The following is a 25,485-nucleotide window of genomic DNA, read 5'->3' as shown; positions in this document are numbered from 1 at the left end:
AGACATTATTTTTTTAAACACACCTGAACAGCAAGCAAGTAAAGTTGAGCTTACAAACGCCTTTTGGATAGGAATCTGAACAAAGAAATTTGTTGGTTTTAGGCGCTTGCCGGCTGCGCCCCGATAACGCCCAAATGCGTGTGCTTGAAGTGCGAAGGATACTTCAGGCCGTAACCCATCAAACGGTCGAAGGCGGTGTGGAAGAGCAGTACGCTGCCGGCCAGCAGCAACAGCGGTTGCATAAGCCACCAGCCCAGTAGGAGCACGCCAATAGCCAGCGCCTTGTGGTGGAGCAAGTTATACGCCGCGGCTCCGGCACGAGGACCTATCAGATACGCCAGCATGCTTAGGTCGGGCACCAAAAACAGAGCGGGCAGCCACCACCAAGCGAAAGGCAGTTGGCTGAAGACAACAACGGCAACTAGCAACTCGGCGGCTTCTTCTAGTTTCAGTAGGTTTTTCATGGCGCTTGAAGTGGTTGTGAAGTACCCTTCAAAGGTCCACGTTCAGGCAGCCGAAAATCGTTAACAAAAGCTAAGAAATGCGCCCATCACTCTCCATCAGTCGCGCCCGGATGCGGCTTAGCGACACCGGCGTTATTCCGAGGTAAGAAGCAATGTAGTGCTGCGGAACCCGCTCCAGAATCTTGGTTTTGTGACTGCGCAGCAAGGCTTGGTAGCGTTGTTCGGGGCTAAGCAGCAGCAACTCGGCCAAGCGGGCATCGGTGCCGAGCAAGAGGTACTCGGCCAGCAAGCGCCCAAACCGTTCATATACCGGCCACTCATCGTAGAGCGCTACAAGCAGAGCGTAGGGGAACACCAGCAGCTCGGTGGGCGCCAGCGCTTCAATGCTGAAAGCGCTGGGCTGGCCCGTAAGGCAGCTTTGGTAGGAGCCCATCAGATGGTTCTCGAAAAAGAAATAAGTGGTTTTCTCTTCCCCGTCGGGGCGTGTGTAGAAAAGCCGACAGGCCCCAGATAGCACCAGGCAGAGGTCGGTGCTGGGCTTGCCTTGCGTTACAAACAACTCGCGCCGAGCTAGTTGGCGTGCTTGCAAGCCTGCAGCCAAAGGTGCCCACTCAGCGTCGGTGAGCGATACAAAATGATGGATACAAGCCCGTAGTGGATGCATAGCTGCAAGATAGGGGCAGCTTGCTTATAAGGCGAGGCAAAACAAAAAACCCGCTTACCAAGTTGATAAGCGGGTTTTAAATGAAAACCTAACGGGAGGCAAGTAGTCCGTAGGGGAATCGAACCCCTGTTGGCAGAATGAAAATCTGCAGTCCTAACCCCTAGACGAACGGACCAGATAAGAGGCCTTTTCCGTTTTGGTGGTGCAAAGATAGAGGTTCGCTTCTTCTAGACAATCACCCGGACCTAAAAAATTTCTCTCTGAAAGCTAAACCAGTTGATTGTCAAGAGAAAAAATTTCCTTTTGAATTGAATCTATCGTAGAAAGCCTAGTGATTTGGCGAAGTACCCCGAGCCCTGTACCTTCGCTGCGCGTTTTTCACCCGGCCCTAGTGGGCCGTTAAACTCCCCATTCCCCTAACAATATGGCTAAAATCAAAGTCGCCATCAACGGCTTCGGCCGGATTGGCCGTCTGACGTTCAAGTCGCTGCTCGAGCGCGACAACGTAGAAGTCGTAGCTATCAACGACCTCACAGACAACAAGACGCTGGCTCACTTGCTCAAGTTTGACTCTGTGCACGGCCGTTTCAATGGTACGGTAGCATACGACGAGAACAGCCTGACCGTGAACGGTCAGCGCATTCAGGCCCTGGCCGAGCGTGACCCCAAGCTACTGCCCTGGGGTGACATGGGTATTGACGTAGTACTCGAGTCGACGGGCCGTTTCGTGGACGAGGCTGGCGCAGGTCAGCACATCACGGCCGGTGCCAAGAAGGTGGTTATTTCGGCCCCCGCTACTGGCAACATCCCAACCGTTGTGCTCGGTGTAAACGAAGACATCCTGACCGGCAACGAGACCATCCTCAGCAACGCAAGCTGCACCACCAACTGCTTGGCTCCTATGGCCAAAGTATTGGACGACGCTTTCGGCATCGAGAAAGGCTACATCACCACGGTGCACGCCTATACTTCCGACCAGAACCTGCAAGACGCGCCGCACAAAGACTTGCGTCGTGCTCGTGCCGCAGCCTATAGCATCATTCCTACCAGCACGGGTGCCGCCAAAGCCGTAGGCTTGGTGTTGCCTCAGTTGAAAGGCAAGCTCGATGGTATTGCCATGCGCGTGCCTATTCCGGATGGCTCTACCACCGACCTGACCGTAATTCTGAAGCAGGAAGTAACCAAAGAGCAAATCAACGACGCCGTGAAAGCTGCTGCTGAAGGCCCGCTGAAAGGCATCCTGGAGTACAGCACCGACCCGCTGGTGAGCATCGACATCGTGGGCAACCCCCACTCGTGCGTGTTCGACTCGCAACTAACTTCTGCCAACGGCTCGTTGGTAAAAGTGGTAGGCTGGTACGACAACGAGTTCGGCTACAGCACCCGCACCGCCGACCTCATCCAGAAACTCGGTGAGAAAATGAACGGCTAAGCTGTTTCAGAAGCAACAAAAAAGGCCTTCCCATAGTTGGGAAGGCCTTTTTTGTTGCTTCTGAAACGAGTAAGCGAGTGGCGGAGTAGCCGAGGATGGATAAGCTCCTTGTCGGTTGTAGCACACGCCAAAGCTTGGTACTTCGTTGCGCAACTCGTACTGCGCCTTTCACGGATGATGTTCAACGACTAACGAAGCGGCAGCTTCGTGATACTGCGCGCCGTACCTTTACCCCGCTACTCAGTTACTCTTTCCTAAAGTGCGCATCTGCTTTATTCTGAATCCAGCTTCTGGCACCAACCGCACGCAGGACGTGCCCGCCCTACTAACGCGCTATGCTACGGAGGTCGGAGCAGAGTTTGTTATCCGATTAACTGAATTTGCGGGTCATGCCGAAACGCTGGCCCGGCAAGCTGCGGCCGAGGGCTTTCGGGTGGTGGTAGCCGTGGGAGGCGACGGAACTGTAAACGAAGTAGGACGGGGGCTGCTTGGTACGGACGTTGCTTTGGGCGTGGTGCCGCGCGGTTCCGGCAACGGTCTGGCTCGGCATCTGAAGATACCGTTGGATATAGCTGGTGCCGTACGCCGGGCTTGCCGGCCCACGTTTCAGCGCATCGATGTGGGCTACCTCAATGGTCGGCCCTTTTTCTGCACGGCAGGGCTAGGCTTCGATGCGCACGTAAGTAAAATGTTTGCCCAGGCCGGTACTCGGGGCCTGAGCACCTACGTGAAGGTGGCGCTGCGCGAGTATCGCCGCTTCCGGCCGACCCCCGTTCAAGTGGAACTCAACAACCAAACCATCAATACGAGTTGCTACGTGCTGGCCTTCGCCAACGCTGCCCAGTACGGCAACAACGCCTACATTGCGCCCCTGGCCAATATCGAGGATGGCTTGCTGGACGTGTGTTTGATTGATGGCTTGTCGTTGACGCGGGCCGTGCGAGTGGGCATCGGGTTGGCGTTGGGTACGCTGGCTACTTCCGGCGGGGCCGTTTACCATACGTCGCACCATATTCTTGTGCGCTCCACCGCACCCATCGGCTTCCACATCGACGGCGACTATATCGAAGATGCAACTGCTTTTGAAGCCAAGCTGACCCCCCTGGCCCTGGAAGTAGCCGTGTGACGAGCAACTAGCTAGCCGAATAACTAAGTAAATTTGTTGGCTTTTAATCTGAAATAGGGAGTTGCCAGTTAAAGAACTTTCTACTCTTCATTCAGTTACTCCGCCACACAGTTACTCTTATATGAAAGCCGATAAAAACCGCCGGGAAGGAGTGGTGTACTCCACTAATCCCGATTTCGAATACCAATCAACCGGCGACCAGGAAGCAACTACGCTGCCCCCGCAGCAGCAGAATTTGCGCGTGCAACTCGACAAGAAATCCAGAGGCGGCAAACAAGTGACGCTGGTTACTGGCTTTGTGGGGCAGGACGCCGATTTGCAGGCGCTGGGCAAGCTTTTAAAAACCAAGTGCGGTGTGGGCGGCAATGCCAAAGACGGGGAAATCCTGATCCAAGGCGATTTTCGCGACAAAGTGCTGGCCGTATTGCTGGAGCAGAAGTACAAAGCCAAGAAAGCCGGCGGGTAATACGGTACAGCACCCTATCATTACCTCGTAGCAGTTGGTTGCGTATGAGTTTCTAGTACCTAACTATCTGGCTACTCCCACGTTGGGGTCCCGTTTCACTCTCGAAGAATATGCCCACTGAGCCCGTTACGTTGTTTTCTCAGGCCGAAACGGGTGTCGTGACGGTGGTGCAATGGCTGAAGCTCGGAGTGGAAACCATTGGAGCCCTTACCATTGCCATCGGTATTTTGCTGGCGGCCAAGCTTTTTGTGCAAGCCTTGCTAGCGCGACGCACCGCCGACTTTACGGCCATCCGGCTCACGTTGGCTCGGTACCTGGCGCTGGCCCTGGAGTTTCAGCTAGGCGCCGACATTCTTTCCACGGCCATTGCGCCTAGCTGGGACCAAATCGGCAAACTCGGCGCCGTAGCCGTCATTCGGACGGCGCTCAATTTCTTTTTGTCCAGGGAAATGAAGGAAGAGCAGCGGGATACGGCCGAGCAACACGTGGCGCATAAGGCTGAAAGCGGCGGCACCGATACCGGCCGGCTGCCGTCGTCAGAGCCGCCGCTGAACCGGTAGCCGCTTATTCCTCGCCGTTTGCTTTCAGTTGCAGGAGGGCTCGTTCCACATCTTCCGGCGTGTCGATGCCAAGGGTAGCTAGCTCGGTTTCGGCCGTCAGGATCCGGTAGCCGTTTTCCAGCCACCGCAACTGCTCCAGGCTTTCGGCGAGTTCTAGCGGAGAAGGAGAAAGCTGCGTGATTTCTTCTAGCACGTCGGGACGATAGGCATAAAGGCCGATGTGGCGCAGGTAGCGGTGGTGCAGCAGCCAGTCGGCCGATGGATACTGGCGCTGATAGGGCAGCGGATGGCGGCTGAAATACATGGCGTAACCCTGCGTATCGAGCACAACCTTGGGCAAGTGCGGGCTAAACAACTCCTCGTCGCTGACCACTGGTTTCACCAAGGTGGCGAGCTGCGGCGGGGCGGAGCGGTTGAAAAGCTGTACGAGGGCATCAATCTGCGCGGGGTGGATGAACGGCTCATCGCCCTGAATATTGATAATACAGTCGGCGGTAACGCCAAGCTGTTGGTAGGCGTCGCGGACCCGGTCGGTGCCACTCGGGTGAGTGGAAGCCGTGAGCAAGGCCTCGCCACCGAAACTTTCTACATGCTGCTGAATTCGCTCGTCGTCGGTGGCTACTACCACTCGGCTTAAGCTGGATTGTTGGGCTTGCTCTACCACCCGCCGAATCATAGACTTACCGCCCAGGTCAATCAGGGGCTTACCGGGTAGGCGAGTGGAGGCGTAACGGGCGGGAATAATGCCAATGGCGTGCATGTGAAGAGGAAGAAAGGCAGGATAATCAGCAAAACAAGCAATAAAAAATTTCCGTCGTCATATCCAAGCACAGGACTGCGGCCGAATCCCTAACTTTCGGCAGAGTTTCTGCACCAGAGCCATTCAGGCATTTTGGTTGATTGCAACTCTTGTCGGGTTGTTACCGGCCTTGCTTCGTTTTATTTGGGTTTTTCTGGTTGCCGCTGGTTTCGGCCAGTTTGTTTTATGTTTCGATTTTCCTTGCTGTCGGTTGCGCTTGTTTTTTCTGGTTTCTCGGCTCTGGCAGCCCCGGGCTTCGTTGCTCCTCCCGACTCGATTGGGGTGGAGTACCGCAACAACAAAATGCTCATCAAACACCGGGTAGCGGCCGGCGAAACGCTTTATGGCGTTGCGCGCCGCTACAAAGTGCCCGTTGAACAGATTGTGGAAGTGAATGCGGGCCTGAAAGGTGCGCTGGTAACGGGGCAGGTAGTGCTGGTGCCGCGTCAGCGGGCCGTAATGCCTAACCCGGCCGCACCCAAGCCGGCAACGCCCATCAAAGCGCCCGCCGCCACTGGTGCCGTGCGCACCTTGCCTCCTGCTACTCGTGGCAACCGCGTGCACAAGGTAGCCGCCGGCCAGACCCTGTTTTCTATTGCCCGCTTGTACAATACCACGCCGCAGGCACTGGCGCAGCTCAATGGCTTCGCCCCCAACTACAATGTGCGCATCGGCCAAACGCTTCTGATAGCACGCGCCGCAGCGGCTCCGGCGGCCCGGCCGGCAACTCCGGCGCCTAAGCCCGCAGCGCCTGCTACGCGCGAGCCCGCCGTAGCTGCCACGCCCGCACCTGCCAAGTCCACCCCAACACCTGCCGCAACCACTTCGCCTGTGCCTACGCCCGCCATTGTGCAGCCGGCACGGCCAGAGCAACCCGCTCAAAACGAGCGACCTCGCGATACGGCCACCACGTCGACTGTAGCGCCTGCCACGGAGAAAGAGGAAGAGCGGGCTCCGGAGCGGGCCAGTGAAATTGTGCGGCGCGTAACAGAAAGTGGTTTGGCAACCAGCATTGCCAACAGCAACACCGACAAGTACCTGGCCCTGCACAAAACGGCCGCCGTGGGCACCATCATGCAGGTGCGCAACATCATGAACGGGCAGTCGGTGTACGTGCGCGTGATTGGGGTGCTGCCTAACACGGGCGAAAACAACAACATCCTGGTGCGCCTCTCGCCCCGCGCCGTGCAGCGCCTGGCCACGCCCGATGCCCGCTTCCGGGTCGAAACCAGCTACGTGCCATAGGGAAAAGCAAAGACGACGTAAAGAGTAAAGAGGTGAGACTTTCGTTCTGATGCTTAACCAGCCCTTAGAACGCAGGTTTCACCTCTTACTTCTTACGTCTTGTTGGCCAATTATTGCCTCAGGCTTAGGCTCCCACTTTCATCTTGCTCCTCTACAAGTGAATCACGCTCAAGTTCGGACCCTGCTCGAAGAGCAGCACGACCATTATAACCGCCCGGCTTTCGTCCTCAACGACCCGATCAGTATCCCGCACCGCTTCACGCAACGGCAGGATATAGAAATCAGCGGAATGTTTGCGGCGCTGCTGGCTTGGGGCCGGCGGCCGACTATCATCAGCAAATGCCACGAGCTGATGCGGCGCATGGATGATGCGCCCTACCAGTTTATCACGCAGCACGAAGACGAGGATTTGAAGCGGCTACTTGGTTTCTGCCACCGTACCTTCTGCGACACCGACCTGCTCTACTTCGTGCATTGGCTGCGCTGGTTCTACACCAGCCACGACACGTTGGAAGACGGTTTCTTGCTTGGCACCACGCAAAAAGAGCGGCTGGAAAACTTCCACAATCTGTTCTTTAGCTTGCCTGATGCTCCCCAACGCACCCGCAAGCACGTAGCCACGCCCGCCCGTGGCTCGGCCTGCAAGCGCGTGAACATGTACTTGCGCTGGATGGTGAGGCAAGACGACCGGGGTGTAGACTTCGGCCTCTGGACTCGCCTACCCATGAGCGAACTAGTTTGCCCCTGCGATGTGCACGTGGAGCGCGTGGCGCGCCGCCTAGGGTTGCTGGACCGTAAGCAAATGGACTGGCTGGCCGCCGAAGACCTCACCGCCCACCTGCGCACCTTCGACCCCACCGACCCCGTGAAATACGACTTTGCGCTATTTGGGCTAGGAGTGGAAGGGGAGATGTAGCCCCTAACCAGCCAGCTAGGTTGGCACGTAACGTTACATTTCAATTAATGAATCTTTCCTGCCTTCTCGAGTGTTTATCTTCGTATTCTGATCTGAATACCAACTACCCATTACCATCTACCTGATTTGATTCTTCCTAATAACTTCGAGCAGAAAATAGGCTTCGCGCAATTGCGCGAGATGCTGGAGTCGATGTGTCTGAGTGCCTTGGGTCGCCAATTTGTGGCCAAGATGACCTTTCAGACCAAGCACGACCAGCTAGAGAAGCTGTTGCTGCAAACCGATGAATTCCGTGGCCTGCTCCACAGCGGTGCCGATTTTCCGGCCTCTCACTACCACGACGTAAATCCGCATTTGGTGCGCGCCAGTCTGCCCGGTGCTTTCCTGGATGTAGCGGCCTTTTTTGCCGTGAAAATGAGCTTGCGCACCATTCGGCAGGCCCTGACCTTCTTCAGCCAAGCGGCCGAAGAGCTATATCCGACCCTGCGCCTGCTTGGTATAGGTGTACAGGTTGACCGCAACCTGTTGGCCGCCCTCGACAAAGTGGTGGACGACGAGGGCGCGGTGCGCGACAATGCTTCGCCGCTGCTGAGCCAGATTCGGCAGGAGTTGATTGCGCGGCAGGTGCAACTGCGCAAGCAGATTGCGGGTATCCTGCGCCATGCCAAATCCGAAGGATGGGTGCCCGGCGATGCCGAGCCGACCATCCGCGGTGGCCGCCTCGTGCTGCCCGTAGTTGCCGAGCACAAGCGGCGGGTGAAGGGCTTGATTCACGATGAATCGGCTTCGGGCCAGACCGTGTATATCGAGCCGGAAGCAGTATTCGAGCTGAACAACGACATCAAGGACCTGGAAAACGCTTATCAGCGCGAGCTGATCCGTATTCTGACGGCCCTGACCGACCAGTTGCGGCCACACATTCCGGACTTGCGCAAGGCCTACCAATACCTCGGCCTGATTGACTTTATCCGGGCCAAGGCTCGGCTGGCCATTGAGCTGGAAGCCACATTGCCGACCTTGAGCGCCCGGCCGGTGGCGCGCTGGAAGCAGGTGCGGCACCCGTTGCTGTATCTTGCCTTCCAGAAGCACGCCAAAGACGACCCGCGCGAAGTGGTGCCGCTCGATATGGAGCTGAACTACGAGCAGCGCATCCTCTTGATTTCGGGCCCGAATGCCGGTGGTAAGTCGGTGACTATGAAGACCGTGGGCTTGGTGCAGTACATGCTGCAGTGTGGCTTGCTGATACCGGCCGGCGAAAATTCGGAGGCGGGTATGTTCGACGACATCTTCCTCGACATCGGCGACGAGCAGAGCCTAGAGAACGACTTGAGTACGTATTCGTCGCACCTGCTGAGCATGAAGCAGTTTGTGACGTTGGCCAATAAGCGCAGCCTCGTGCTCATCGACGAGTTCGGTACGGGTACCGAGCCCTCACTCGGTGGCGCCATTGCCGAAGCAATATTGGAGCAGCTTAACCGGGCCCGCAGCTTCGGGGTCATCACTACGCACTATACCAACCTCAAGAACTTTGCGGAGCGTACGCCGGGCATCGTGAACGGGGCCATGCGCTACGACCCCGAGCAACTACAGCCGCTTTACCGCTTGGAAATCGGCAAGCCCGGTTCGTCGTTTGCCATCGAAATTGCCCGTAAAATTGGCTTGCCCAAGCAACTAGTAGAGCGGGCCACGCAACTCGTTGGTAAAGACAAAATCCGCTACGACCGGCTGCTGGAAGGTCTCGAAAAAGAGAAAACCGACCTTGAAGCCAAGACTGCCGAAGCCGTCAAGCAGGAGCGTCGCCTCAAGAAAGCAGCCCAAGAGTACCAGGACCTCAAGAAGTATCTCGACGATACCACCCTCGACGTGCTGCGCGATGCCAAGCAGAAGGCCAAGGCCTTGCTGAAAGACACCAACCAGCAGATCGAAGCGACCATCCAGGAAATTCGCTTGGGACAGGCCGATAAGGAGCGCACCAAGGAAGCCCGCGGTAAGCTGGATACGTTTGTGCGCGAAAAGCTGCAAATCGAGCCGCCCAAGCCCAAGGGCACCCGGGAGCTAGCTGAAGCGGGCACGCTGAAGCCCGGCGACAAAGTAGCCCTGATTGGGCAGGAAGGCTACGGCGAGCTGATGAGCGTGAAAGGCAAAACCGCCGAAGTGAGCTTTGGCGGGATGAAAACCATCGTCAAGGTCAGTCAGCTCGAGAAGCTTACGCGTAACGAAATCCGGGAGCGGGAGAAGGAAGCGGCCCGCAAGGCACCGGCGCAGTATTCCGGCTTCGACACCACGGGCAAGATGTCGAGCTTTAGCCCCACGCTGGATTTGCGCGGCGAGCGGGCCGAAGATGCCCTCAACAAGGTCATGGCCTACGTGGATGATGCCGTGATGCTAGGCGTGCCGGAAATCAAGTTTCTGCACGGCCGCGGCAACGGCGTACTCCGCCAGGTGGTGCGCGACTACCTGCACCGCACCCGCCAAGTAGCCAGCGTAGCCGATGAGCACGCCGACCGGGGCGGCGACGGTGCAACGGTGGCCGTATTGAAGTAAGCGTAGCAATTAGGTAAGTGTATATTAGCTGAAGCATAGGTATGCTTCAGCTAATTTTTTGCCTTGGCGTGTCAACACTGGATGCACGGCAAGCCATAGAGCATTACCTATTCTGCTGTGGGGAGAAGGTCCTGTATGCTTGCTGCGCTGCTACCTAGGGCCAGGCAAACCAGGTCAGATACCAAAGCGCAGGTTTGGGAACGGAGCCTCCATAATATAACGACCCAACATGGCTGAGAAGAACTATAAAACCGCTGTGGCGGGCATCGGAGCCCTGCTGGGCATCGCGGGTATTGCCTTGCAGTTTTACCTGACGTACAGCAATCGGCAACTGCCGGCAGGTGAGACGGTAATTCGCTTTTTCAGCTACTTCACTATTCTCACCAATGCGTTGGTCGTGCTGTACTTTCTGGCTGTTAGCGCAGGGGGCACTACTGGGCAGGGGCGGTTTGCCAGCCGGCCCGAAGTTGGTACAGCCGTTACGGTGTATATTCTGGTGGTAGGGGTGGTGTACCAGACGGTACTGCGGGGGCTGGTGCCGCTAAACGAGTGGGGCCGTGTGGCCGACAACATCATTCATGGGCTCGTACCTTTGTACATGCTTTGCTACTGGCTTTGTTTTGTTTCCTCGCAACCTGTGCGGCTGCAAACCTTGCCTTATTGGCTGCTCTATCCGGCAGCTTACCTGGCATACACCCTCGTGCACGGGCCGATAGCCAACTTCTACCCGTACCCGTTTGTAGATGTGGGTGCCTTGGGGTATTGGCAGGTGCTGGTGAATAGCTCGTTGGTGTTACTGGTTATCCTGCTCTTTTCGGTGCTCTTGAGCGCTGTAGCCAACTGGCGCCACCGAAAGCAAAGGTTGCCGGCTTAGCTGACCCCACTGTTTGTGCTTGTTTCTTTATTTCCTTTCTCACATTGCACTCCCGCAACCGCCTCTCCGCCCGCTACGATTTTCCGCAACTCCTGGCGTCCAGTCCCGACCTCGCCCCCTTTGTGGCCCGCAACGCCTACGGCGACGAAAGCATCGACTTTGCAAATCCGGCCGCGGTAAAAGCCTTAAATAAAGCGCTGCTAAAACAGTTTTACGGCGTGCAATTCTGGGATATTCCGGCGGGCTACCTGTGCCCGCCCATTCCCGGCCGCGCCGACTATATCCACCACGCGGCCGACCTGCTGGCGGCTAGCAACGGCGGAGAGGTGCCCCGCGGCAAGTCGGTGCACGTGCTGGATATAGGCGTGGGAGCCAACTGCGTGTATCCCATCATCGGGACGCGGGAGTACAACTGGCGCTTCGTGGGTGCCGACATTGATCCGGTGGCTATTCGGGCAGGCAAGCACATGGTAGCGGCTAATTCGGTGCTAGCTGGCCGCATCGATTTTCGGTTGCAGAACCACCCCGAAGATATTTTTGAGGGCATTGTAAAGCCGCGGGAGGAGTTCGATCTGACGGTTTCCAATCCGCCGTTTCATGCCTCGGCCGAGGAAGCGGCGGCCAGCAACCAACGCAAGGCGCGCAACTTAGGGCAGGCGCAATCCACGGAGCCTTCACCCAACTTTGGCGGCAAAAACACCGAGCTCTGGTACGAAGGCGGCGAGGAAGCGTTTGTGCGGCGCATGGTAGAGCAAAGCCTCCCGCTAGCCACGCGCGTTCTGTGGTTCACTTCCTTGATTTCCAAAAAGGAAACCCTGCCGAGCGCCTACCACTTTCTCAAGCAAGCCAACGCGGTTGACGTAAAAACCATCAACATGAGCCAGGGCCAGAAAGTCAGCCGCCTTGTAGCCTGGACGTTTCAGGACGAAGCGCAACAGCAACAGTGGCGCGAGCGGCGGTGGAAGCAATAGGAAGTTCGCTTAGGCACATCAACAAAAAAGCCGTTTCCAGTTAGAAACGGCTTTTTTGTTGATGTGCAAACGGGTGTTGCTTACTCCACTACCACGCGGCTTAGTTGCGTGGATTCGGGCGTTACAATCTGTACCAGATAAAGACCCGCGCGAAGTGCGGAAGCGTCAACCGTCACTTCCTGGCCGTTCATCTGGCGCTTTTGCTCGAGCACTACGCGGCCGGTTACGTCGCGCAGCGTAATGGTGGCAGTGCGGGCCTTGGTGGCGTCGAGGTGCACCGCAAAGGAGCCGTGGGTTGGGTTCGGATAGACCTGCACGGTGCTTTGCTGCACACTGGCCTGCTTGTTAGCTAAAATCAGGTTGCAAGGTGCTACGCCGGGCGCGTTCTGGTCGGTGATGCGCTGGTAGTACTCCTGGTAGTACTGATTTACAATGCGCTCATCGTGGATGATGAGCGTGTTTTCGTCGTTTTCGGTGTTGGCGGCGGCGCTCCAGTTGTGCGAGCCCACAAACAACGTCGGGTCCGAGAGTGAGGAGCGGGCATCAACCAGCACGTACTTGTGGTGCATGGTGCCGGGCACCGCATCAAACAAAACGCGGGTACCGAGGGCCGAGCGCAATGTGGCCACCACCCCGGCCTGCGAGTCGGGCTCATCGTCGAGCAGCACGCTCGAGCAGGCGGTGATATTGGCTGTTTGCACTTGGTTGCGAATGGCGTCGGCAATTTCGCCGCGTGTGATGAGCATGGTGGCTACGTGCAGATCGTTGTTGGCCGTTTGGATGGTTTGGATCAGGTGCTCCTGCACATTGTCGCTAGGAGAGAACCACGATTCCACCGGTTTGCCGGCAATGCTTAGGTAGTGGGGCGTGTTGTCGGTTTTGGCGGAGCCGAACCGGGTGGTACCGCTAGTGCCATTGCCCCACATTTCGTTGAACTCCATAGTATAAACGCGGGCCAGGCTTTGGTCCTGAACGGCAATGGCGCTGTTGCGGTCAGAGGCGAGCTGCGCTGGGGTCCAGTTGGTGGAGCCAGTCCAAACCCACGGGCGGTTGGGCTCGGTGCTGTTCGCGTCAATTACCACAAACTTGTTGTGCATGATGGCCGTCTGCGTGTTGCGAGCCACGCGCGGAATAGAAGAATCTAGGCCAGCCAAGCTTACGTTGCTGTTGCCCCCTTCCGAAATCACCCGCACTTGCACGCCGCGCGCTTTGGCCGCATTCACGGCACTTAGAATGACGGGGCTGTTCCAGTTGTAGATGGCAATATCGAGGGTTTGCTGCGCCAGGTTGATGTAGCGGGCCAGCGTGTCGGCAATGGTGCCGTTGGGCAGGTACACGGCATTGTTGCCGGGCAGCGCCGGGGTGGTGTTCACCGGGTTATTGAAGTAGCTGCGCATCTTGCCCGACGACGACGAAGCCGTAATCATAGGAGTAGGAGCTAGCTCCGAGCGGCCGTTGGCATTGCCGGAGCTTACCTTCACGTAGTAGATGGTGCTCGGTTGCAAGCCCGTAACAGCCAGCGTATGTTGCGTGCCCACCGTACTACTGTTCACCTGCTGCGTGAGCGTGGTGGGCGTTAGGCCGTACTCTACGCGGGCGTCGCCGGGATTCTGAGTCGGAAAGTTGACGGTAAAGCCGGCGGTGGTGATGTTGGTTGCCGACGGCGCCCCAACCACGTTGGGTGTGTTGCCGAGCACAAAATCAGAATAGAGTCGGGGCACCAATTGGTAGCCGCCCGTGCCGCTCATACTGAACTGGCTCATAATGCCGAGCAAGTCGAAGTTGCCGTTGGGAGCAATTTTACCAACCACGCCCGTGGGACCAGTAGACGAAGCACTAGGGCGCACCACAGCGTTGGTTGTACCGTTGAGCAGGTAGTTGGTGTTGCCGGAAAAGGTGTAGAACGAGCCACCCGCCGTGGTGGTCAGGCGCGTATTGCCGGTGATGCGAACTAGCTGGCCCTCATACGCTTCGGCGAAAACAGAACTCAGATTGGCTGCTGCCACCGTCACCGCGGGCCGAACAGCGCGGTTCTTGGCCAGCACGGTCACGGAAGCAACAGGGTCCATTTCCAGCAAGCCACTGAAGTTTTTCAACGTGCCGCTGATCTGGATACTGTCGCCGGGCACGAGGGCATCGAAGCCTGGCGCCACCGTGGAGTAGGCCGCCAAGCCCGCCGTACCGTCCTGGAGGTAACGAATTACGCCAAGCTCAGTGCCATTGGTGACGACGCCGCGCACCGTAACGGTGGCCCCAACGCCGGCGGTGCGAGCCGCGGCAATACTGGTAACCGTTTGGGCCTGAGCGGGCCGCAGGGAGGCAGCACCAAGTAACAAGGCCACAAGGGTAAATTTCTTCATATAGGCAAAAAGAGTAAAGGGGGAGTAAGCCAGAAATTATGGTAGAAAACCAAGCTTAAAGATCAGCTTTTTTGCTGGTAATAAGGTTGAGCTTAGAGGGTGAATAGAGAAGAATGCTTCTCTGAAATAGGGGGTACCCTACTAAGCGCCGCAATACTGAGCCCAAGCGTCTGACTTGCTGTCCTTGTAGTAGTAGAACCCTGCGGAGCAGGTGGCGCAGCAAGCTCAGCATGCAACGATGCCGTTGTAAAAGTAACTGTCATGCTGAGCGGAGCCGAAGCATCTCGCCAGTGTGGTATATACTACTCCTGCATCAGCACGCGAGATGCTTCGACTGCGCTCAGCATGACAATAGTAGCACAACCTCAGCACGCGAGATGCTTCGACTACGGCTGCGCCTGCGCTCAGCATGACCGATATAGTTTGGCAATGGCAGCACTACGCCAGCACACGAAGGCTTTGGCTTCGTTGCGTCTCTGGCTTGTTGCGCCACTTGCTCAGTGCCGATGCAGTAGTAGCATGACTGCCATGCGAAATATCACCTACATAATGTTCACTTCGGGGTGTAGCTCCACCCCAAACTTCTCGCGCACCGAGGCAATGATTTCAAAGGCCAAGTCGCGGATGTCCTGGCCTTGGGCGCCGCCGTGGTTGACGAGCACCAGCGCCTGCCGGTCGTGGACGCCGTGGGGGCCGCGGCGGAGGCCTTTCCAGCCGCACTGCTCGATCAGCCAGGCCGCGGGCACCTTCATGCCACCCGGTACGGGGTAGCCGGGCAGGTCGGGGTAATGCGCTTTCAGCTCGTCGTATTTGTGCTGCGAGATTTCCGGGTTTTTAAAGAACGACCCGGCATTGCCGATTTCGGCGGGGTCGGGGAGCTTGCTGCGGCGAATGTGCACGACGGCCTCGCTCACATGGCGGGGCGTGGGCTCGTCGGTGATGCCAAGGTCCTGCAAAGTGGTTTGGATGGCGCCGTAGCTGATGTTGGTTTGGGCGCGCCGGTGCAGGCGCAGCACCACACTCGTGACGATGTACTGGTTTTTGAGTTTCCCCTTGAACACGCTTTCCCGGTAGCCAAAGCCGCATTCTTCCACCGAAAACGTGCGCAACTGGCCGGTAGCTATTTCCAGCGCCTCTAGCTCCACGAACGTGTCTTTCAGCTCGGCGCCATACGCCCCGATGTTTTGCAAGGGCGCCGCGCCCACCGTGCCCGGAATCAACGACAGGTTCTCGATGCCGCTCAGCTCCTGGTCGAGCGTGTATTGCACCAGCCCGTGCCACGACTCGCCGGCCCCGGCTCGCACCAGCGCCGTGTCCTCGTCCTGGTCGATAATTTCCAGCCCGCGAATCTCGTTTTTCAGCACCACGCCGTCGAAGTCCTTGGTGAAAAGCAAGTTGGAGCCTCCGCCGAGAATGAGCCGTTCTGCTTGCTGCACTTCGGGCAGGGCCAGCAAAGCCCGTAATTCTTCGGTGGACGTGAAGCGGGCAAATAGCCGCGCCTTCACGTCCAGATTGAAGGTGTTATAGGGCCGAAGGGAAATATTGTGTTCGAGGGTAGGAGCCATGCGGAAAAGAAAAACCTAGACCGCAAAGATAGGGCGCCGTAGGATGGAGCCCGTAGAACCCAGCAACAAACCCCTTGGCAGCACTGCCGGATTATGGCGTCGGAGTGGCTTGTATAACTTTTTATCTGCTTGTTTGGGTAGGCGTTTCGCTTTCGTGCTTGTTTTCTAGTCCGCATACGTACTGTAGTATCCATGAAGAAATTAGTCACCAACCTTACCTTCTGGGTACTGACGGCCATAGTAGCCGGGGCGCTGCTCGGGCATTTTGCGCCCGCTACCGCCGTCAAGATGGACGTGCTGGGTAAGTCGTTTATCAACGTCGTTAAGCTGTTCATCAATCCCATTATCTTCCTCACCATCACGCTCGGTATCAGCAGCATGGGCGACCTGAAAAAGGTCGGACGCGTGGGAGGAAAGGCGCTGCTGTACTTCGAAATCGTTACGACGCTGGCGCTGGTCATCGGGGTTGGGGTAGCCCATGTCATTCAGCCGGGCGCGGGTGTAACCACCAGCAACCTCAACGGGCAAGCCGTTGGGCAGTACACCAAACAGGCGGGCAACTTCTCGTGGCTGCAGTTCCTGGCCGACAACCTGACCCTGCAAGTGCTGCTGGTGTCGATAGTGCTTGGTATGCTGCTAAGCCGCTACAGCGACCGACAAGCCATTATCGACAAGCTGAATGTGGCCTCGAAATACGTGTTTAAGGGCCTGCATTTCGTGATGGTGTTTGCGCCCATTGGCGCCTTCGGGGGCATGGCCTACACCATCGGCAAATACGGGGTGGCCACGCTGATTCCGCTGGCCAAACTGATGGCCACCGTATACATCACCATGGCACTTTTCGTGTTTATCGTGTTGGGCGCGATTCTGCGCTACTGCGGCCTCCGGATTCTGTCGTTCCTGAACTACATCAAAGAAGAATTGCTGATTGTGCTCGGTACGTCCTCATCGGAGGCGGGGCTGCCGGGGTTGATGGAAAAGCTGGAGCGAATGGGGTGCGCCAAACCCGTCGTGGGGCTGGTGGTGCCGGCGGGCTACTCGTTCAACCTCGATGGCACGACCATCTACTTGTCCCTGGCTACTATTTTTCTGGCGCAGGTGTTTGGGGTCGAGCTTACGGTGGGCCAAATGCTGACTATAATCGGGATTCTGATGGTAACCAGCAAAGGCGCTGCGGGCGTCACGGGGTCGGGCTTCGTGGTGCTGGCCAGTACCCTCACGGCTGTGAAGGTGATTCCGGTGGAAGGGTTGGCGCTGCTACTCGGCGTCGACCGGTTCATGTCGGAAGCGCGCTCCATCACCAACTTCATCGGCAACGGCGTTGCCACCATCTTTCTTTCCCACAACGAAGGCGCCCTCGACCACGCGCAAGCTGCCCGCGTGCTAAGCGGCAACATGAGTGCTTCTATTCCGGTAGAAAACGCAACGAAGCACGATGTTGCATCATCCACACTGCCAGTGGAAGTAGAGCCAGTAAAATCTCACAATAAATCCTAGCTCACTTTAGCTGATCGGAGGGAAGTGCTGGACTAGGCCGCCCTACGCCCACTTACCAAAACGCGTTACTTACTAAATTCAAACCCGTCTGTCATCCTGAGCTTGCGAAGGATCTTCTCACCCAAGAACAAAAGTCGAAACAACGACTCGTCTTGACGTGAGAAGGTCCTTCGCAAGCTCAGGATGACAGACGGGTTTAAAAGATGACAGGTAAGTTTAAAAGCGAAAGTCAACCCATGGAAGATGTTGTGCTATTGATTAGCAGCTATCAACTAATCAACAAGCCTTACCGCACCCGGTACCCGCTCAGCGAGTAGAACAGCAAGTAGGCGTAGCACAGCAGAGGCACTACAAATGCTACCCGCAGCCCGCCACCGTGCGTCGCCAGCCAGCCCATGAGCGGTGGAATGATGGCGCCGCCCACAATGGCCATGACCAAGTACGACGAGCCTTGCTTGGTGAAGCGCCCAAGCCCGGTAATAGCCAGTGGGAAAATAACCGGCCACATAATGGAATTCATCAGGCCGCAGAGCACAATTAGCCACAGCGCCGTTTCGCCACTGCTCAGGATGGAAGCTCCCACCAGCGTCACGCCGGCGGCGCACACTGCCACCAGCAACGCACGGTTGTGGAACTTAAGCAACAGCGGAATGCCAACCACCCGGCCCACCAACGAGCCAAACCAGTACGACGACACCAGTACCGCGCCCACGGCCTTCGTGAAACCCGCCGACGTGTCAATAGGAGCTGGCGACTGGCCGAAAAGCGTAATGGCGTAGTTGGTGGCCACGTTCAGGCCCCGCACCAGGCTTTGCGTGAAAGCGGAAAGCTGCTGAATGCCCTGCGCCTCGCCATACCGAATCAGAAACGAGCCTAGTCCAACTTCCACCCCCACGTACACGAAAATAGCCCCAATGCCGAGCAACAAATGGGGGAATTCCAAGGCGCTTTTTCGGCGCACTATCCGCAAATGGCCTTCTTCGTCCCACTCGGCCCCGCGCGTTTCTTCCTCCACAGGCAAGCTTTCAATTTCCGGGAGCTTCACCACGAAAAAGAACAGCCCCGCCAGCAGCACCAGAAACGCCGCCAGTCCTAAATACGGCGCTTTCACCAACTGCGATTCTTCACCTAGCCGTTGGGCCAGCGGCAGCGCGGCTAACCGGGCCTTCAGCGCCACCGATCCACCAAACAGCACCAGTCCGCCCACCAGTGGCGACAATGCGCCGCCGAAGTTGTTGGCCACGCCCACAATACTCACGCGCGCTGCCGCCGACCGGGCCGGCCCCAAGACGCTCACGTACGGGTTGGCCGCCACTTGCAGCAGCGTAATGCCCGCTCCGAGTACCGCCAGCGCCGTCAGGAACAGTCCGAACGCGCGCGAATCGGCGGCGGGCACGAACAGTAGCGCCCCCGCTGCCATTACCAGCAACCCCGCCACAATGCCGCGCTGGTAGCCCAATCGTTTCAGCACCCAGCCTGCAGGAAGTGACATTAGAAAATACGCCCCAAAAAACGCCGATTGCACCGCCGACGACTGTAAATCGGTGAGTTGGCACACGTCCTTGAGGTAAGGCATGAGCACGTCGTTGAAATTTGTAACGGCCCCGAACAAAAAGAATAGGGCCGTCATGGCCACCATCGGCAGCGCATAGCTGCGCGCTGGAGCGGCGGTAGGAGTAGGAGGAGAGGAGGTGAGGGGAGTAGCCATACCGGCAAAATAGGCAGGAAAAAGAATAGCTGGAGGTTGGGTTGGCGCAGGCGAAGGAAGTAGCCCGCAATGCCACGGCGGTAAGTATGCGAAATACTTAGCTGACAAACATAGCTGGCCCCGGCTAAAATCATGTTAGTAACGGCCGGTAGTTCACTTATTGTCAGCCCGTAACAGCATTTTCTTTATCAAAATAATTTGTCCCAGATGGTAGTGGGTATGCTCAATAATGCCGTGGATATTTCGGTAGTAGGTTCCGTATTTCTTGTCCGAGAAGTCCTCCCAAAGCTTGTTTTCGGGCAGACGCTCTACCCAACCGGCAAATAGCTCGGCATCGGTCCAGGTCTTGTCTAACAAGCTCTCCCAGTCTTGCTGAGCGCGAATAGGCGGGTGGTTGAAACTATAGGCATCTTTGGCTTCAAGCGTTTTTCCTTGAAGCACCTGCAAGACTGCGCTTACATAGTAGGTTGTATGATAAACGAGAGCAGCAATAGTATTAAACGAATCGACCTTTGTTAAAGCTTGTTGCCAGCTTACGTCAGCCAAACTCTCTTTCAGATTTACGGCAGTCCAGTTTCCTCCGAAATAAACCTCTCTGAATTGCTTTGCTATTTGTTCTGGTAAGGCCATAGAGCTAGGAACATTGGAGAGCACATATGCGCAGTCACTATATTCTTATACATGGGTGTGAAACAGCCACATGACGTTTATTTGCCATTGTTAATATAAATCTCAGTAGCTGATAACGAACAACTTCGCTGCAAACGACAGAGCAACCTTACGACTTTACTATTTTCTCACAGTGGAAACTGCTTCCGCAATGCCTGATACGCGGGAGTATCGTCGAGGCTAGTGAGGCTTTCGAACATGCTAATGAAGGTGCGGACTAGTTCGGGGTCGGTGGTTTGCATGGCGCGGGCGTCGGCTACCCGGTCGAGGTTGTACTGGCCCAGAAATACAACCAGCGCCCGAAACGGCTCGTGTGCTTCGGCGTTGAAGCGAATTAGAAGTTGCAACGGCAGCACGGGCAGCGTGCGGTGAAAGGCCAAGCCCGCCGCTTTCTGCTCGTGATGGTCGGAGAGCGTGGCAAAGGTTTCTTGTAGTTGGTGGAGCGTGGCCAGGTGTTGCGCGCGGTGCTCGTTCAGGGTGTCGGCCGTGATGGGCGCTTCTGGGTGGAACTGCTGCCACACGCCTTGCACGTAGTGGTGGAACAGGCCGTTTGGATCTTGGGTGGGGGGAAAAGCTTCGGGAGTTTCGTCGGCGGCTAATGTGGCCAAGTAAAACTCGCGGGCGTCGCGGGCACGCTCCAGCAGCAGGTCGTGAATCTGGTTGGTAAGAACACCCAATTCCCGTTGGTTGAGGGGCGGGTGATGGTGGCGGACGTAAAACGTACCAATAGCGGCCGAATCGGTCATGACGGCGAGGTACTCGCTGTTTTCGGCTTCGGCCAAAAATTTCCGCACTTCCTGCATGATGGGCTGAAAGCCTTTGTACAGTTCCCGGGTGGCGTCGCTGATTGTTGTGACGGCGCTTTTGATCTGCTCTTCCACGGCGTTGCTGCTTTGCACCAGCTGGCGGGTTTCTTGGGCTAGTTGGTGCATTTCTTCGAGCGCCTTATCGGCGTTGCGGGAGGCATCGTCGGCCGCTTTCCAGCTCTGGAAGGCCACAAATAGCCCCAGAAATGAGGCCACGCTGCCGATAATAGAGTAGTGCCCGCTCATTGCCTCGGAAGCCGTGAGGCCGAGGACCATCAAGCTCAAAAACAGAATCAGGTAGAACAGCGAGCTTTTGTTGGGGTCGAAGAGAAACGATTCGCGGGCCATAACACGGGGAGCAGTGAACAGGACTGCAACCTAACAGGACTTTTCTATAGTCTCGCGTCGGTTGCCCGCCAACATTCCCGACCTTTGCGGTTTCACCTCACTACGCACCCCGATGGCTCAATCCCGCCGCTCCGCTCCGTTCTACATGACGGCCACCACCCAATTTGGCCTCGAAGAAGTGTTGGCCGAAGAGCTATATCAGCTCGGCGCCACCATTGATAAGGTGGGCCAGCGGGCCGTGGAATTCAGCGGCGACATGCAGCTCTGCTACGAAGCCAACCTGTGGTGCCGCACCGCCATCCGCATCCTGCGGCCCTTCGCCGGCTTCTACGCCCCCGACGAAAAAACGCTCTATCGTGAAACCGGCCGCATCAATTGGGCGGACTATATCCGGCCCGATCAGACGTTTGCCATTACGGCCGTCGTCAACAAGTCCAACCTAGAGCACTCCTTGTTCGTGGCTCAGCTCACCAAGGATGCCATTGTCGACCAGTTCCGCAACCGCACCGGCGAGCGGCCCAGCGTGGACGTGAAAAATCCTGATATTCGGCTGCACCTGCACATGATCGAGAACGAGGTGGTACTGAGCCTCGATTCCAGCGGCGACTCCTTGCACCGGCGCGGCTATCGGCAGCAAACCAACGTGGCCCCGCTCAACGAAATCCTGGCCGCGGGCATCCTGCTACTCGCCGATTGGGACGGTCGCAAAACCCTCGTCGACCCCATGTGCGGCTCGGGTACCATTCTGACCGAAGCGGCCCTGATTGCCCAGCGCATCGCGCCCGGCCTCTATCACCAAGGCAACTTCAGCTTTCAGAACTGGCCGGATTTCGACCAGGCCCTGTGGGATTCCGTGCGCCTCGACGCCGAGCAAGCCCGCATCGAGGAGCCCCAGGCGCTTATCGTCGGCTCCGATATTTCCGCTGAGTATATCGACCTAGCCCGCGAGAACGTGTCGGCGGCCGGCTTAGAAGATTTCGTGCGCCTGGCCGTGCGCGACGTGAAGGATGCCGCCGCCCCCAAAGGGGAGCCCGGCCTGGTAGTGATGAACCCACCGTATGGCGAGCGAATTGGGGAAGAAGCGGAGATGGATGCTCTGTACAAAACCATCGGCGATACGCTGAAATCCGGCTTCCCCGGCTACGATGCCTACATCTTCACGGGCAATCTGGAAGCTGCCAAGCGCGTGGGCCTGAAAGCTTCGCGCCGCATCCCGCTCTTCAACGGCCCGATAGATTGCCGATTGCTGAAGTACGAGCTGTACCAAGGTAGCCGCCGCCCGAAGTCTGCCTAACGGGAGCGTACAAAGCAGGCTGAAACAAGGTTTTAGGTTGCCTGGCTACAGCAACGAGTGGTCCTAATAAGTGGTGCCATCACAGTTGTTGGGGCATTTGTCGTCGCATTCAATTACCGTGCATTCTTTAAGAAGCCAAGTTCCCTTATCCTCGTAGGTGGTAATTTGGTCTAACATATCGCCATTAGGGCCAACTCCCACCCCAACCACAATTAGCCGTGGCTTGAAAGGTGCGGTTTTGCTGGCGTAGGCCGGGTATATCCGCAACCCCTTGCAATCCGTCTGCTTCAGTATCTCCTCGATAACGCTGCGGTCGATATAGAAGGCTCTTGGCTTATCGGCACTAGGCTTTTGGACAGCAGTGTAGTTAGCAGTCAGCTTCTTTAAAGCCTCCTTGTCTTCCTTTTTGGTGTGGCCTTTCCCGCCCGGATGGTCGGGCTTTACTAGGCTAATAGCATTGCCTATTGTTTGGGCTTCCGCCGTCGTTGGGGCAAACGGATTGGAAGTGCAGTACGCTACCAATAAGGTGAAAGCGACAAGTACAGGTGCACTTAGTTTGATGAAACGTGTTGCCATAGGTCTGTTATGTTAGGAAAGGTGAATTTCTCAGCTCGGTTAGCGGTCTAGAGCGAGAGATATAATGAATGTAAAATATTTGATAAATACTATCAATAAATATTGACGCGCTGAGTTAGCCTCCACCGAAATCGTAGCATCGATATGTTCGCTGATAGTAGGGTAGAGCGCACTCATCGACAGATAGTGCGTTTCTCTTTGGTCAGTAAACTAGTCGGTGAAGCGCTACCGCGTACCTTTGCAGGCTAATCCCTTGCCTCATGCCCTCATTCGTTGACCTTGGCCTCGCGCCCGCCCTTCTGCAAGCCCTGGAAGAACTCCAGTTCACTACGCCCACGCCCGTGCAGGAGCAAGTGTTGCCCCTCACGCTCGATGGGCAGGACGTGGCCGGTCAGGCACCCACTGGTTCCGGCAAAACGGCCGCGTATGGTTTGGCGCTGCTGCAACAGGTTGATTTGAAAAATGACGCGGTGCAGATGATCGTGCTGGTTCCAGCTCGCGAGCTGGCCCTGCAAGTGCGCGACGCCCTCAAGCGCATGGGCAAGTTCTTGCCTAATCTGCGCGTGGCGGCTTTCTACGGCGGCCACGCCTTCCGCGAAGAAACTTCCTCGCTCAAGCAGGCTCCTCACGTGGTGGTAGCCACGCCCGGCCGCTTGCTCGACCACTTCGAGCGGCGCACCATCATCCCGAACCAGTTGAAAACGTTGGTACTCGACGAGGCCGATAAACTTTTGGAACTAGGCTTTCAGGACGAGTTGGTGGAGATTGTAAAGCGCTTGCCCCGCCGTCGGCAGACGCTGCTGTTCTCGGCTACCATGTCCGACAAGGTGCTGGAGCTGATCCGCAAAAACCTGACGCGCCCTCGCGTAATAAACCTAGGCCAGGACGAAGACCGGCTGCCCGAAAACCTGAAGCTGATTGGCCACGTCGGACCCATCGAGCAGAAGCCGGCGGCCCTGCTGCACCTGTTGCGCCTGCCCGAAACCGGCCGCGCCCTCATCTTCTGCAACACCCGCGAGAAGTGCGTCGAACTGGCCCGTTTCCTACAGGGCCGCGAAGTAGCGGCAGAAGTGCTGCACGGCAAAATGCCTCAACCCGAGCGCGACAAAGCCTTACTCAAGCTCCGCAACGGTTCCAGCCAAGTACTAGTCGCCACCGATGTAGCCGCCCGTGGCCTCGACGTGACCCTGCTCGATACCGTAGTGCAGTACGACGCCCCCGACAAAGCCGACAGCTTCCAGCACCGGGCTGGCCGTACCGCCCGCGCCGGCGCTGAAGGCACGGCGCACCTGCTAGCAACGCCCAAAGAACAAGCCCACGTGCAAAAATGGCCGGTAGCCGCCAGCATTCAGTGGCGCGACATGAAAGCGCCCAAACTGCCGCCAGCTGCTCCCAAAGCCCCGAAGCCCGAAAACGTCACGCTACACGTATCAGCCGGTAAGAAAGACAAAGTGAGTGCCCACGATTTAGTAGGAGCCTTCGTGAACGTAGGCGGTGTTACGCGTGAGCAAGTAGGCCACATCGAAGTGTTTGACTACTACAGCTACGTGGCCGTACCCCGCCAGATGGCTCCCGAGGTGGTTCAGCGCCTACTCGGCGCGAAAGTGAAAGGCAAAAAGGTGCGCGTGTCGCTGGTAGAGTAGAGGATAAAGTTGTTTCGAGCCACAGCATCTTTGTGATATTCTGCTAGATAAGCTCTGACGAGGCTTCTATTCTGTGCGCAGAGTAACGAAGGTGAAGCATCTTATATGATGCCTAGTAATGACGTTGCCAAAGTAACCGTCATGCTGAGCGCAGCCGCAGGCGAAGCCGAAGCATCTCGCTCGAGTCGTTGAGTTTAGTGTTGCAATGTCAGCACGCGAGATACTTCGACTGCGCTCAGTATGACGTTCTGGTTGGTGTTAGCAACGGCAGCACGGTCAGCACGCGAGATGCTTCGACTGCGCTCAGCATAACGGTAACTGTTTTAGTGGCAGCGTGCTAAGTAATTTGATGTGCTCAGAACGAGAGGCTTCCTAATGGGTTGTTAGTTGGTACTTGGAGCATAGGCGCTAATAATCTTGTCTACTATGTCCTGCGGCTGTTGGCCCTCTAGGGGAAGCTGGAGGGCATAGGCTGGCTTTTCGAGCGTTGCCAACTGGGAATCGAGGAGGGAGGCACTCATGTAGTGATTTTTGCGGCCCAGCAGGCGGCTTTGTAATAGCTCCCGCGAGCCGTCTAGAAACGCCCACCGCAGCGGTAGTTGAGCGCCGGCTTGCAGCGTTTGACGATAAACTTCTTTCAGCGCCGAGCACGCCAATACCGCTCCCCCCGCTTTTTCCCACTCCCCGATGCCGGCGGCTAAATCGGCCAGCCAGCCCTGCCGGTCGGCGTCGGTTAGGGGAATGCCGTTGCTCATTTTGGCGATGTTGGCCTGCGAATGAAAGTCGTCGGCATCATGAAAAGGCAGGTTCAATTGCTTGGCCAGTAGGCGCCCAATGGTGGTTTTGCCGCTGCCCGACACGCCCATTACGATAAATACATTACTGGCCATAGCTTGTCGACTTCAGAAGTTGCGAGGCTGTTGTACGCATAAATTCAAGCTCCAGTGTAGTTCAGATG

The 25,485-nt window shown here is 57.0% G+C and carries 22 protein-coding genes and 1 tRNA gene; 12 read left to right on the top strand and 11 right to left on the bottom strand.

The annotated features are described in order from the left end of the window. Positions 1-98: 98 nt before the first annotated feature. From P1X16_RS11135 to P1X16_RS11125, 3 genes are all read right to left on the bottom strand, one after another. Complete coding sequence (locus P1X16_RS11135) at positions 99-464, bottom strand: DUF4260 domain-containing protein (protein WP_277228785.1); 366 nt, start codon at positions 462-464, stop codon at positions 99-101. Positions 465-534: 70 nt separating this feature from the next. Continuing rightward, positions 535-1,128 carry a Crp/Fnr family transcriptional regulator gene (locus tag P1X16_RS11130; RefSeq protein ID WP_277228783.1) on the bottom strand — a complete coding sequence of 198 codons (594 nt, stop codon included), beginning with the start codon at positions 1,126-1,128 and terminating at the stop codon, positions 535-537. Positions 1,129-1,231: 103 nt separating this feature from the next. Next, positions 1,232-1,303: transfer RNA gene (locus tag P1X16_RS11125), tRNA-Glu, on the bottom strand. A 249-nt stretch (positions 1,304-1,552) separates the two neighbouring features. On the opposite strand from P1X16_RS11125, the gene gap reads away from it, so the two are divergent. The 4 genes from gap (at position 1,553) to P1X16_RS11105 (ending at position 4,712) form a co-directional block, all read left to right on the top strand. Next, positions 1,553-2,560, top strand: coding sequence for a type I glyceraldehyde-3-phosphate dehydrogenase (gap, locus tag P1X16_RS11120; RefSeq protein ID WP_277228781.1), 1,008 nt, complete (start codon positions 1,553-1,555; stop codon positions 2,558-2,560). 259 nt (positions 2,561-2,819) lie between these two features. Beyond that, positions 2,820-3,686, top strand: coding sequence for a diacylglycerol kinase family protein (locus tag P1X16_RS11115; RefSeq protein ID WP_277228780.1), 867 nt, complete (start codon positions 2,820-2,822; stop codon positions 3,684-3,686). 121 nt (positions 3,687-3,807) lie between these two features. Beyond that, positions 3,808-4,152, top strand: coding sequence for a translation initiation factor (locus P1X16_RS11110; RefSeq protein WP_277228778.1), 345 nt, complete (start codon positions 3,808-3,810; stop codon positions 4,150-4,152). Between the two features lie 110 nt (positions 4,153-4,262). Continuing rightward, positions 4,263-4,712, top strand: a complete 450-nt coding sequence (locus tag P1X16_RS11105) for a DUF1622 domain-containing protein (RefSeq protein ID WP_277228776.1) — start codon at positions 4,263-4,265, stop codon at positions 4,710-4,712. A gap of 4 nt (positions 4,713-4,716) precedes the next feature. On the opposite strand, the gene kdsB is transcribed toward P1X16_RS11105, so the two are convergent. Next, entirely contained in the window at positions 4,717-5,472 is a 756-nt protein-coding gene (gene kdsB, locus P1X16_RS11100) for a 3-deoxy-manno-octulosonate cytidylyltransferase (RefSeq protein ID WP_277228774.1), read from the bottom strand. 225 nt (positions 5,473-5,697) lie between these two features. On the opposite strand from kdsB, the gene P1X16_RS11095 reads away from it, so the two are divergent. From P1X16_RS11095 to rlmF, 5 genes are all read left to right on the top strand, one after another. After that, positions 5,698-6,756, top strand: coding sequence for a LysM peptidoglycan-binding domain-containing protein (locus tag P1X16_RS11095; protein ID WP_277228772.1), 1,059 nt, complete (start codon positions 5,698-5,700; stop codon positions 6,754-6,756). Between the two features lie 157 nt (positions 6,757-6,913). After that, on the top strand, positions 6,914-7,672 hold the full coding sequence (locus P1X16_RS11090) for a TIGR02757 family protein (protein WP_277228770.1): 759 nt from the start codon (positions 6,914-6,916) through the stop codon (positions 7,670-7,672). Positions 7,673-7,798: 126 nt separating this feature from the next. Further along, complete coding sequence (locus P1X16_RS11085; protein WP_277228767.1) at positions 7,799-10,216, top strand: Smr/MutS family protein; 2,418 nt, start codon at positions 7,799-7,801, stop codon at positions 10,214-10,216. Between the two features lie 229 nt (positions 10,217-10,445). Further along, a complete protein-coding gene (locus P1X16_RS11080) occupies positions 10,446-11,090 on the top strand; it encodes a Pr6Pr family membrane protein (protein ID WP_277228765.1) in 645 nt (214 codons plus the stop codon). Positions 11,091-11,134: 44 nt separating this feature from the next. After that, positions 11,135-12,061, top strand: a complete 927-nt coding sequence (rlmF, locus tag P1X16_RS11075) for a 23S rRNA (adenine(1618)-N(6))-methyltransferase RlmF (RefSeq protein ID WP_277228763.1) — start codon at positions 11,135-11,137, stop codon at positions 12,059-12,061. 80 nt (positions 12,062-12,141) lie between these two features. On the opposite strand, the gene P1X16_RS11070 is transcribed toward rlmF, so the two are convergent. Both P1X16_RS11070 and murB read right to left on the bottom strand, forming a co-directional pair. Beyond that, entirely contained in the window at positions 12,142-14,421 is a 2,280-nt protein-coding gene (locus P1X16_RS11070; protein WP_277228761.1) for a phospholipase D-like domain-containing protein, read from the bottom strand. Between the two features lie 542 nt (positions 14,422-14,963). Beyond that, positions 14,964-15,986: a UDP-N-acetylmuramate dehydrogenase gene (gene murB, locus P1X16_RS11065; RefSeq protein WP_277228759.1), complete on the bottom strand. Its 1,023-nt coding sequence runs from the start codon at positions 15,984-15,986 to the stop codon at positions 14,964-14,966. A gap of 192 nt (positions 15,987-16,178) precedes the next feature. Here murB and dctA point away from each other — a divergent pair, with 192 nt between their 5' ends. After that, on the top strand, positions 16,179-17,483 hold the full coding sequence (dctA, locus tag P1X16_RS11060) for a C4-dicarboxylate transporter DctA (RefSeq protein WP_277228757.1): 1,305 nt from the start codon (positions 16,179-16,181) through the stop codon (positions 17,481-17,483). A gap of 286 nt (positions 17,484-17,769) precedes the next feature. Here the strand turns inward: dctA and P1X16_RS11055 are convergent, their stop codons facing one another. The 3 genes from P1X16_RS11055 to P1X16_RS11045 all read right to left on the bottom strand — a co-directional run bounded on the left by P1X16_RS11055 (position 17,770) and on the right by P1X16_RS11045 (position 21,014). After that, entirely contained in the window at positions 17,770-19,191 is a 1,422-nt protein-coding gene (locus tag P1X16_RS11055) for a sugar MFS transporter (protein ID WP_277228755.1), read from the bottom strand. Positions 19,192-19,344: 153 nt separating this feature from the next. Further along, entirely contained in the window at positions 19,345-19,821 is a 477-nt protein-coding gene (locus tag P1X16_RS11050; RefSeq protein ID WP_277228754.1) for a hypothetical protein, read from the bottom strand. Between the two features lie 167 nt (positions 19,822-19,988). Beyond that, on the bottom strand, positions 19,989-21,014 hold the full coding sequence (locus P1X16_RS11045) for a hypothetical protein (RefSeq protein WP_277228752.1): 1,026 nt from the start codon (positions 21,012-21,014) through the stop codon (positions 19,989-19,991). Between the two features lie 112 nt (positions 21,015-21,126). Between P1X16_RS11045 and P1X16_RS11040 the strand changes: the two genes are divergently transcribed. Beyond that, positions 21,127-22,308, top strand: a complete 1,182-nt coding sequence (locus P1X16_RS11040) for a THUMP domain-containing protein (protein ID WP_277228749.1) — start codon at positions 21,127-21,129, stop codon at positions 22,306-22,308. 63 nt (positions 22,309-22,371) lie between these two features. Here P1X16_RS11040 and P1X16_RS11035 read toward each other — a convergent pair whose 3' ends face one another. Beyond that, positions 22,372-22,884 carry a hypothetical protein gene (locus P1X16_RS11035; protein ID WP_277228747.1) on the bottom strand — a complete coding sequence of 171 codons (513 nt, stop codon included), beginning with the start codon at positions 22,882-22,884 and terminating at the stop codon, positions 22,372-22,374. A 260-nt stretch (positions 22,885-23,144) separates the two neighbouring features. On the opposite strand from P1X16_RS11035, the gene P1X16_RS11030 reads away from it, so the two are divergent. Beyond that, on the top strand, positions 23,145-24,527 hold the full coding sequence (locus P1X16_RS11030; protein ID WP_277228745.1) for a DEAD/DEAH box helicase: 1,383 nt from the start codon (positions 23,145-23,147) through the stop codon (positions 24,525-24,527). A 383-nt stretch (positions 24,528-24,910) separates the two neighbouring features. Here the strand turns inward: P1X16_RS11030 and P1X16_RS11025 are convergent, their stop codons facing one another. After that, the gene (locus tag P1X16_RS11025; protein WP_277228743.1) at positions 24,911-25,417 is read right to left on the bottom strand and encodes a gluconokinase; all 507 of its coding nucleotides are present in this window, start codon (positions 25,415-25,417) and stop codon (positions 24,911-24,913) included. Positions 25,418-25,485: the final 68 nt, after the last annotated feature.

The organism is Hymenobacter sp. YC55 (genome assembly GCF_029433095.1).
Lineage (GTDB): Bacteria > Bacteroidota > Bacteroidia > Cytophagales > Hymenobacteraceae > Hymenobacter.
This window is presented reverse-complemented; position numbering and strand designations above follow the sequence as displayed.

Bases quoted from the DNA above. Each gene is read 5' to 3' on its own strand.
- P1X16_RS11135 (WP_277228785.1), bottom strand. From the start codon at position 464: ATGAAAAACCTACTGAAACTAGAAGAAGCCGCCGAGTTGCTAGTTGCC.
- P1X16_RS11130 (WP_277228783.1), bottom strand. From the start codon at position 1,128: ATGCATCCACTACGGGCTTGTATCCATCATTTTGTATCGCTCACCGAC.
- gap (WP_277228781.1), top strand. From the start codon at position 1,553: ATGGCTAAAATCAAAGTCGCCATCAACGGCTTCGGCCGGATTGGCCGT.
- P1X16_RS11110 (WP_277228778.1), top strand. From the start codon at position 3,808: ATGAAAGCCGATAAAAACCGCCGGGAAGGAGTGGTGTACTCCACTAAT.
- P1X16_RS11105 (WP_277228776.1), top strand. From the start codon at position 4,263: ATGCCCACTGAGCCCGTTACGTTGTTTTCTCAGGCCGAAACGGGTGTC.
- kdsB (WP_277228774.1), bottom strand. From the start codon at position 5,472: ATGCACGCCATTGGCATTATTCCCGCCCGTTACGCCTCCACTCGCCTA.
- P1X16_RS11095 (WP_277228772.1), top strand. From the start codon at position 5,698: ATGTTTCGATTTTCCTTGCTGTCGGTTGCGCTTGTTTTTTCTGGTTTC.
- P1X16_RS11080 (WP_277228765.1), top strand. From the start codon at position 10,446: ATGGCTGAGAAGAACTATAAAACCGCTGTGGCGGGCATCGGAGCCCTG.
- P1X16_RS11070 (WP_277228761.1), bottom strand. From the start codon at position 14,421: ATGAAGAAATTTACCCTTGTGGCCTTGTTACTTGGTGCTGCCTCCCTG.
- murB (WP_277228759.1), bottom strand. From the start codon at position 15,986: ATGGCTCCTACCCTCGAACACAATATTTCCCTTCGGCCCTATAACACC.
- dctA (WP_277228757.1), top strand. From the start codon at position 16,179: ATGAAGAAATTAGTCACCAACCTTACCTTCTGGGTACTGACGGCCATA.
- P1X16_RS11055 (WP_277228755.1), bottom strand. From the start codon at position 19,191: ATGGCTACTCCCCTCACCTCCTCTCCTCCTACTCCTACCGCCGCTCCA.
- P1X16_RS11050 (WP_277228754.1), bottom strand. From the start codon at position 19,821: ATGGCCTTACCAGAACAAATAGCAAAGCAATTCAGAGAGGTTTATTTC.
- P1X16_RS11045 (WP_277228752.1), bottom strand. From the start codon at position 21,014: ATGGCCCGCGAATCGTTTCTCTTCGACCCCAACAAAAGCTCGCTGTTC.
- P1X16_RS11040 (WP_277228749.1), top strand. From the start codon at position 21,127: ATGGCTCAATCCCGCCGCTCCGCTCCGTTCTACATGACGGCCACCACC.
- P1X16_RS11035 (WP_277228747.1), bottom strand. From the start codon at position 22,884: ATGGCAACACGTTTCATCAAACTAAGTGCACCTGTACTTGTCGCTTTC.
- P1X16_RS11030 (WP_277228745.1), top strand. From the start codon at position 23,145: ATGCCCTCATTCGTTGACCTTGGCCTCGCGCCCGCCCTTCTGCAAGCC.
- P1X16_RS11025 (WP_277228743.1), bottom strand. From the start codon at position 25,417: ATGGCCAGTAATGTATTTATCGTAATGGGCGTGTCGGGCAGCGGCAAA.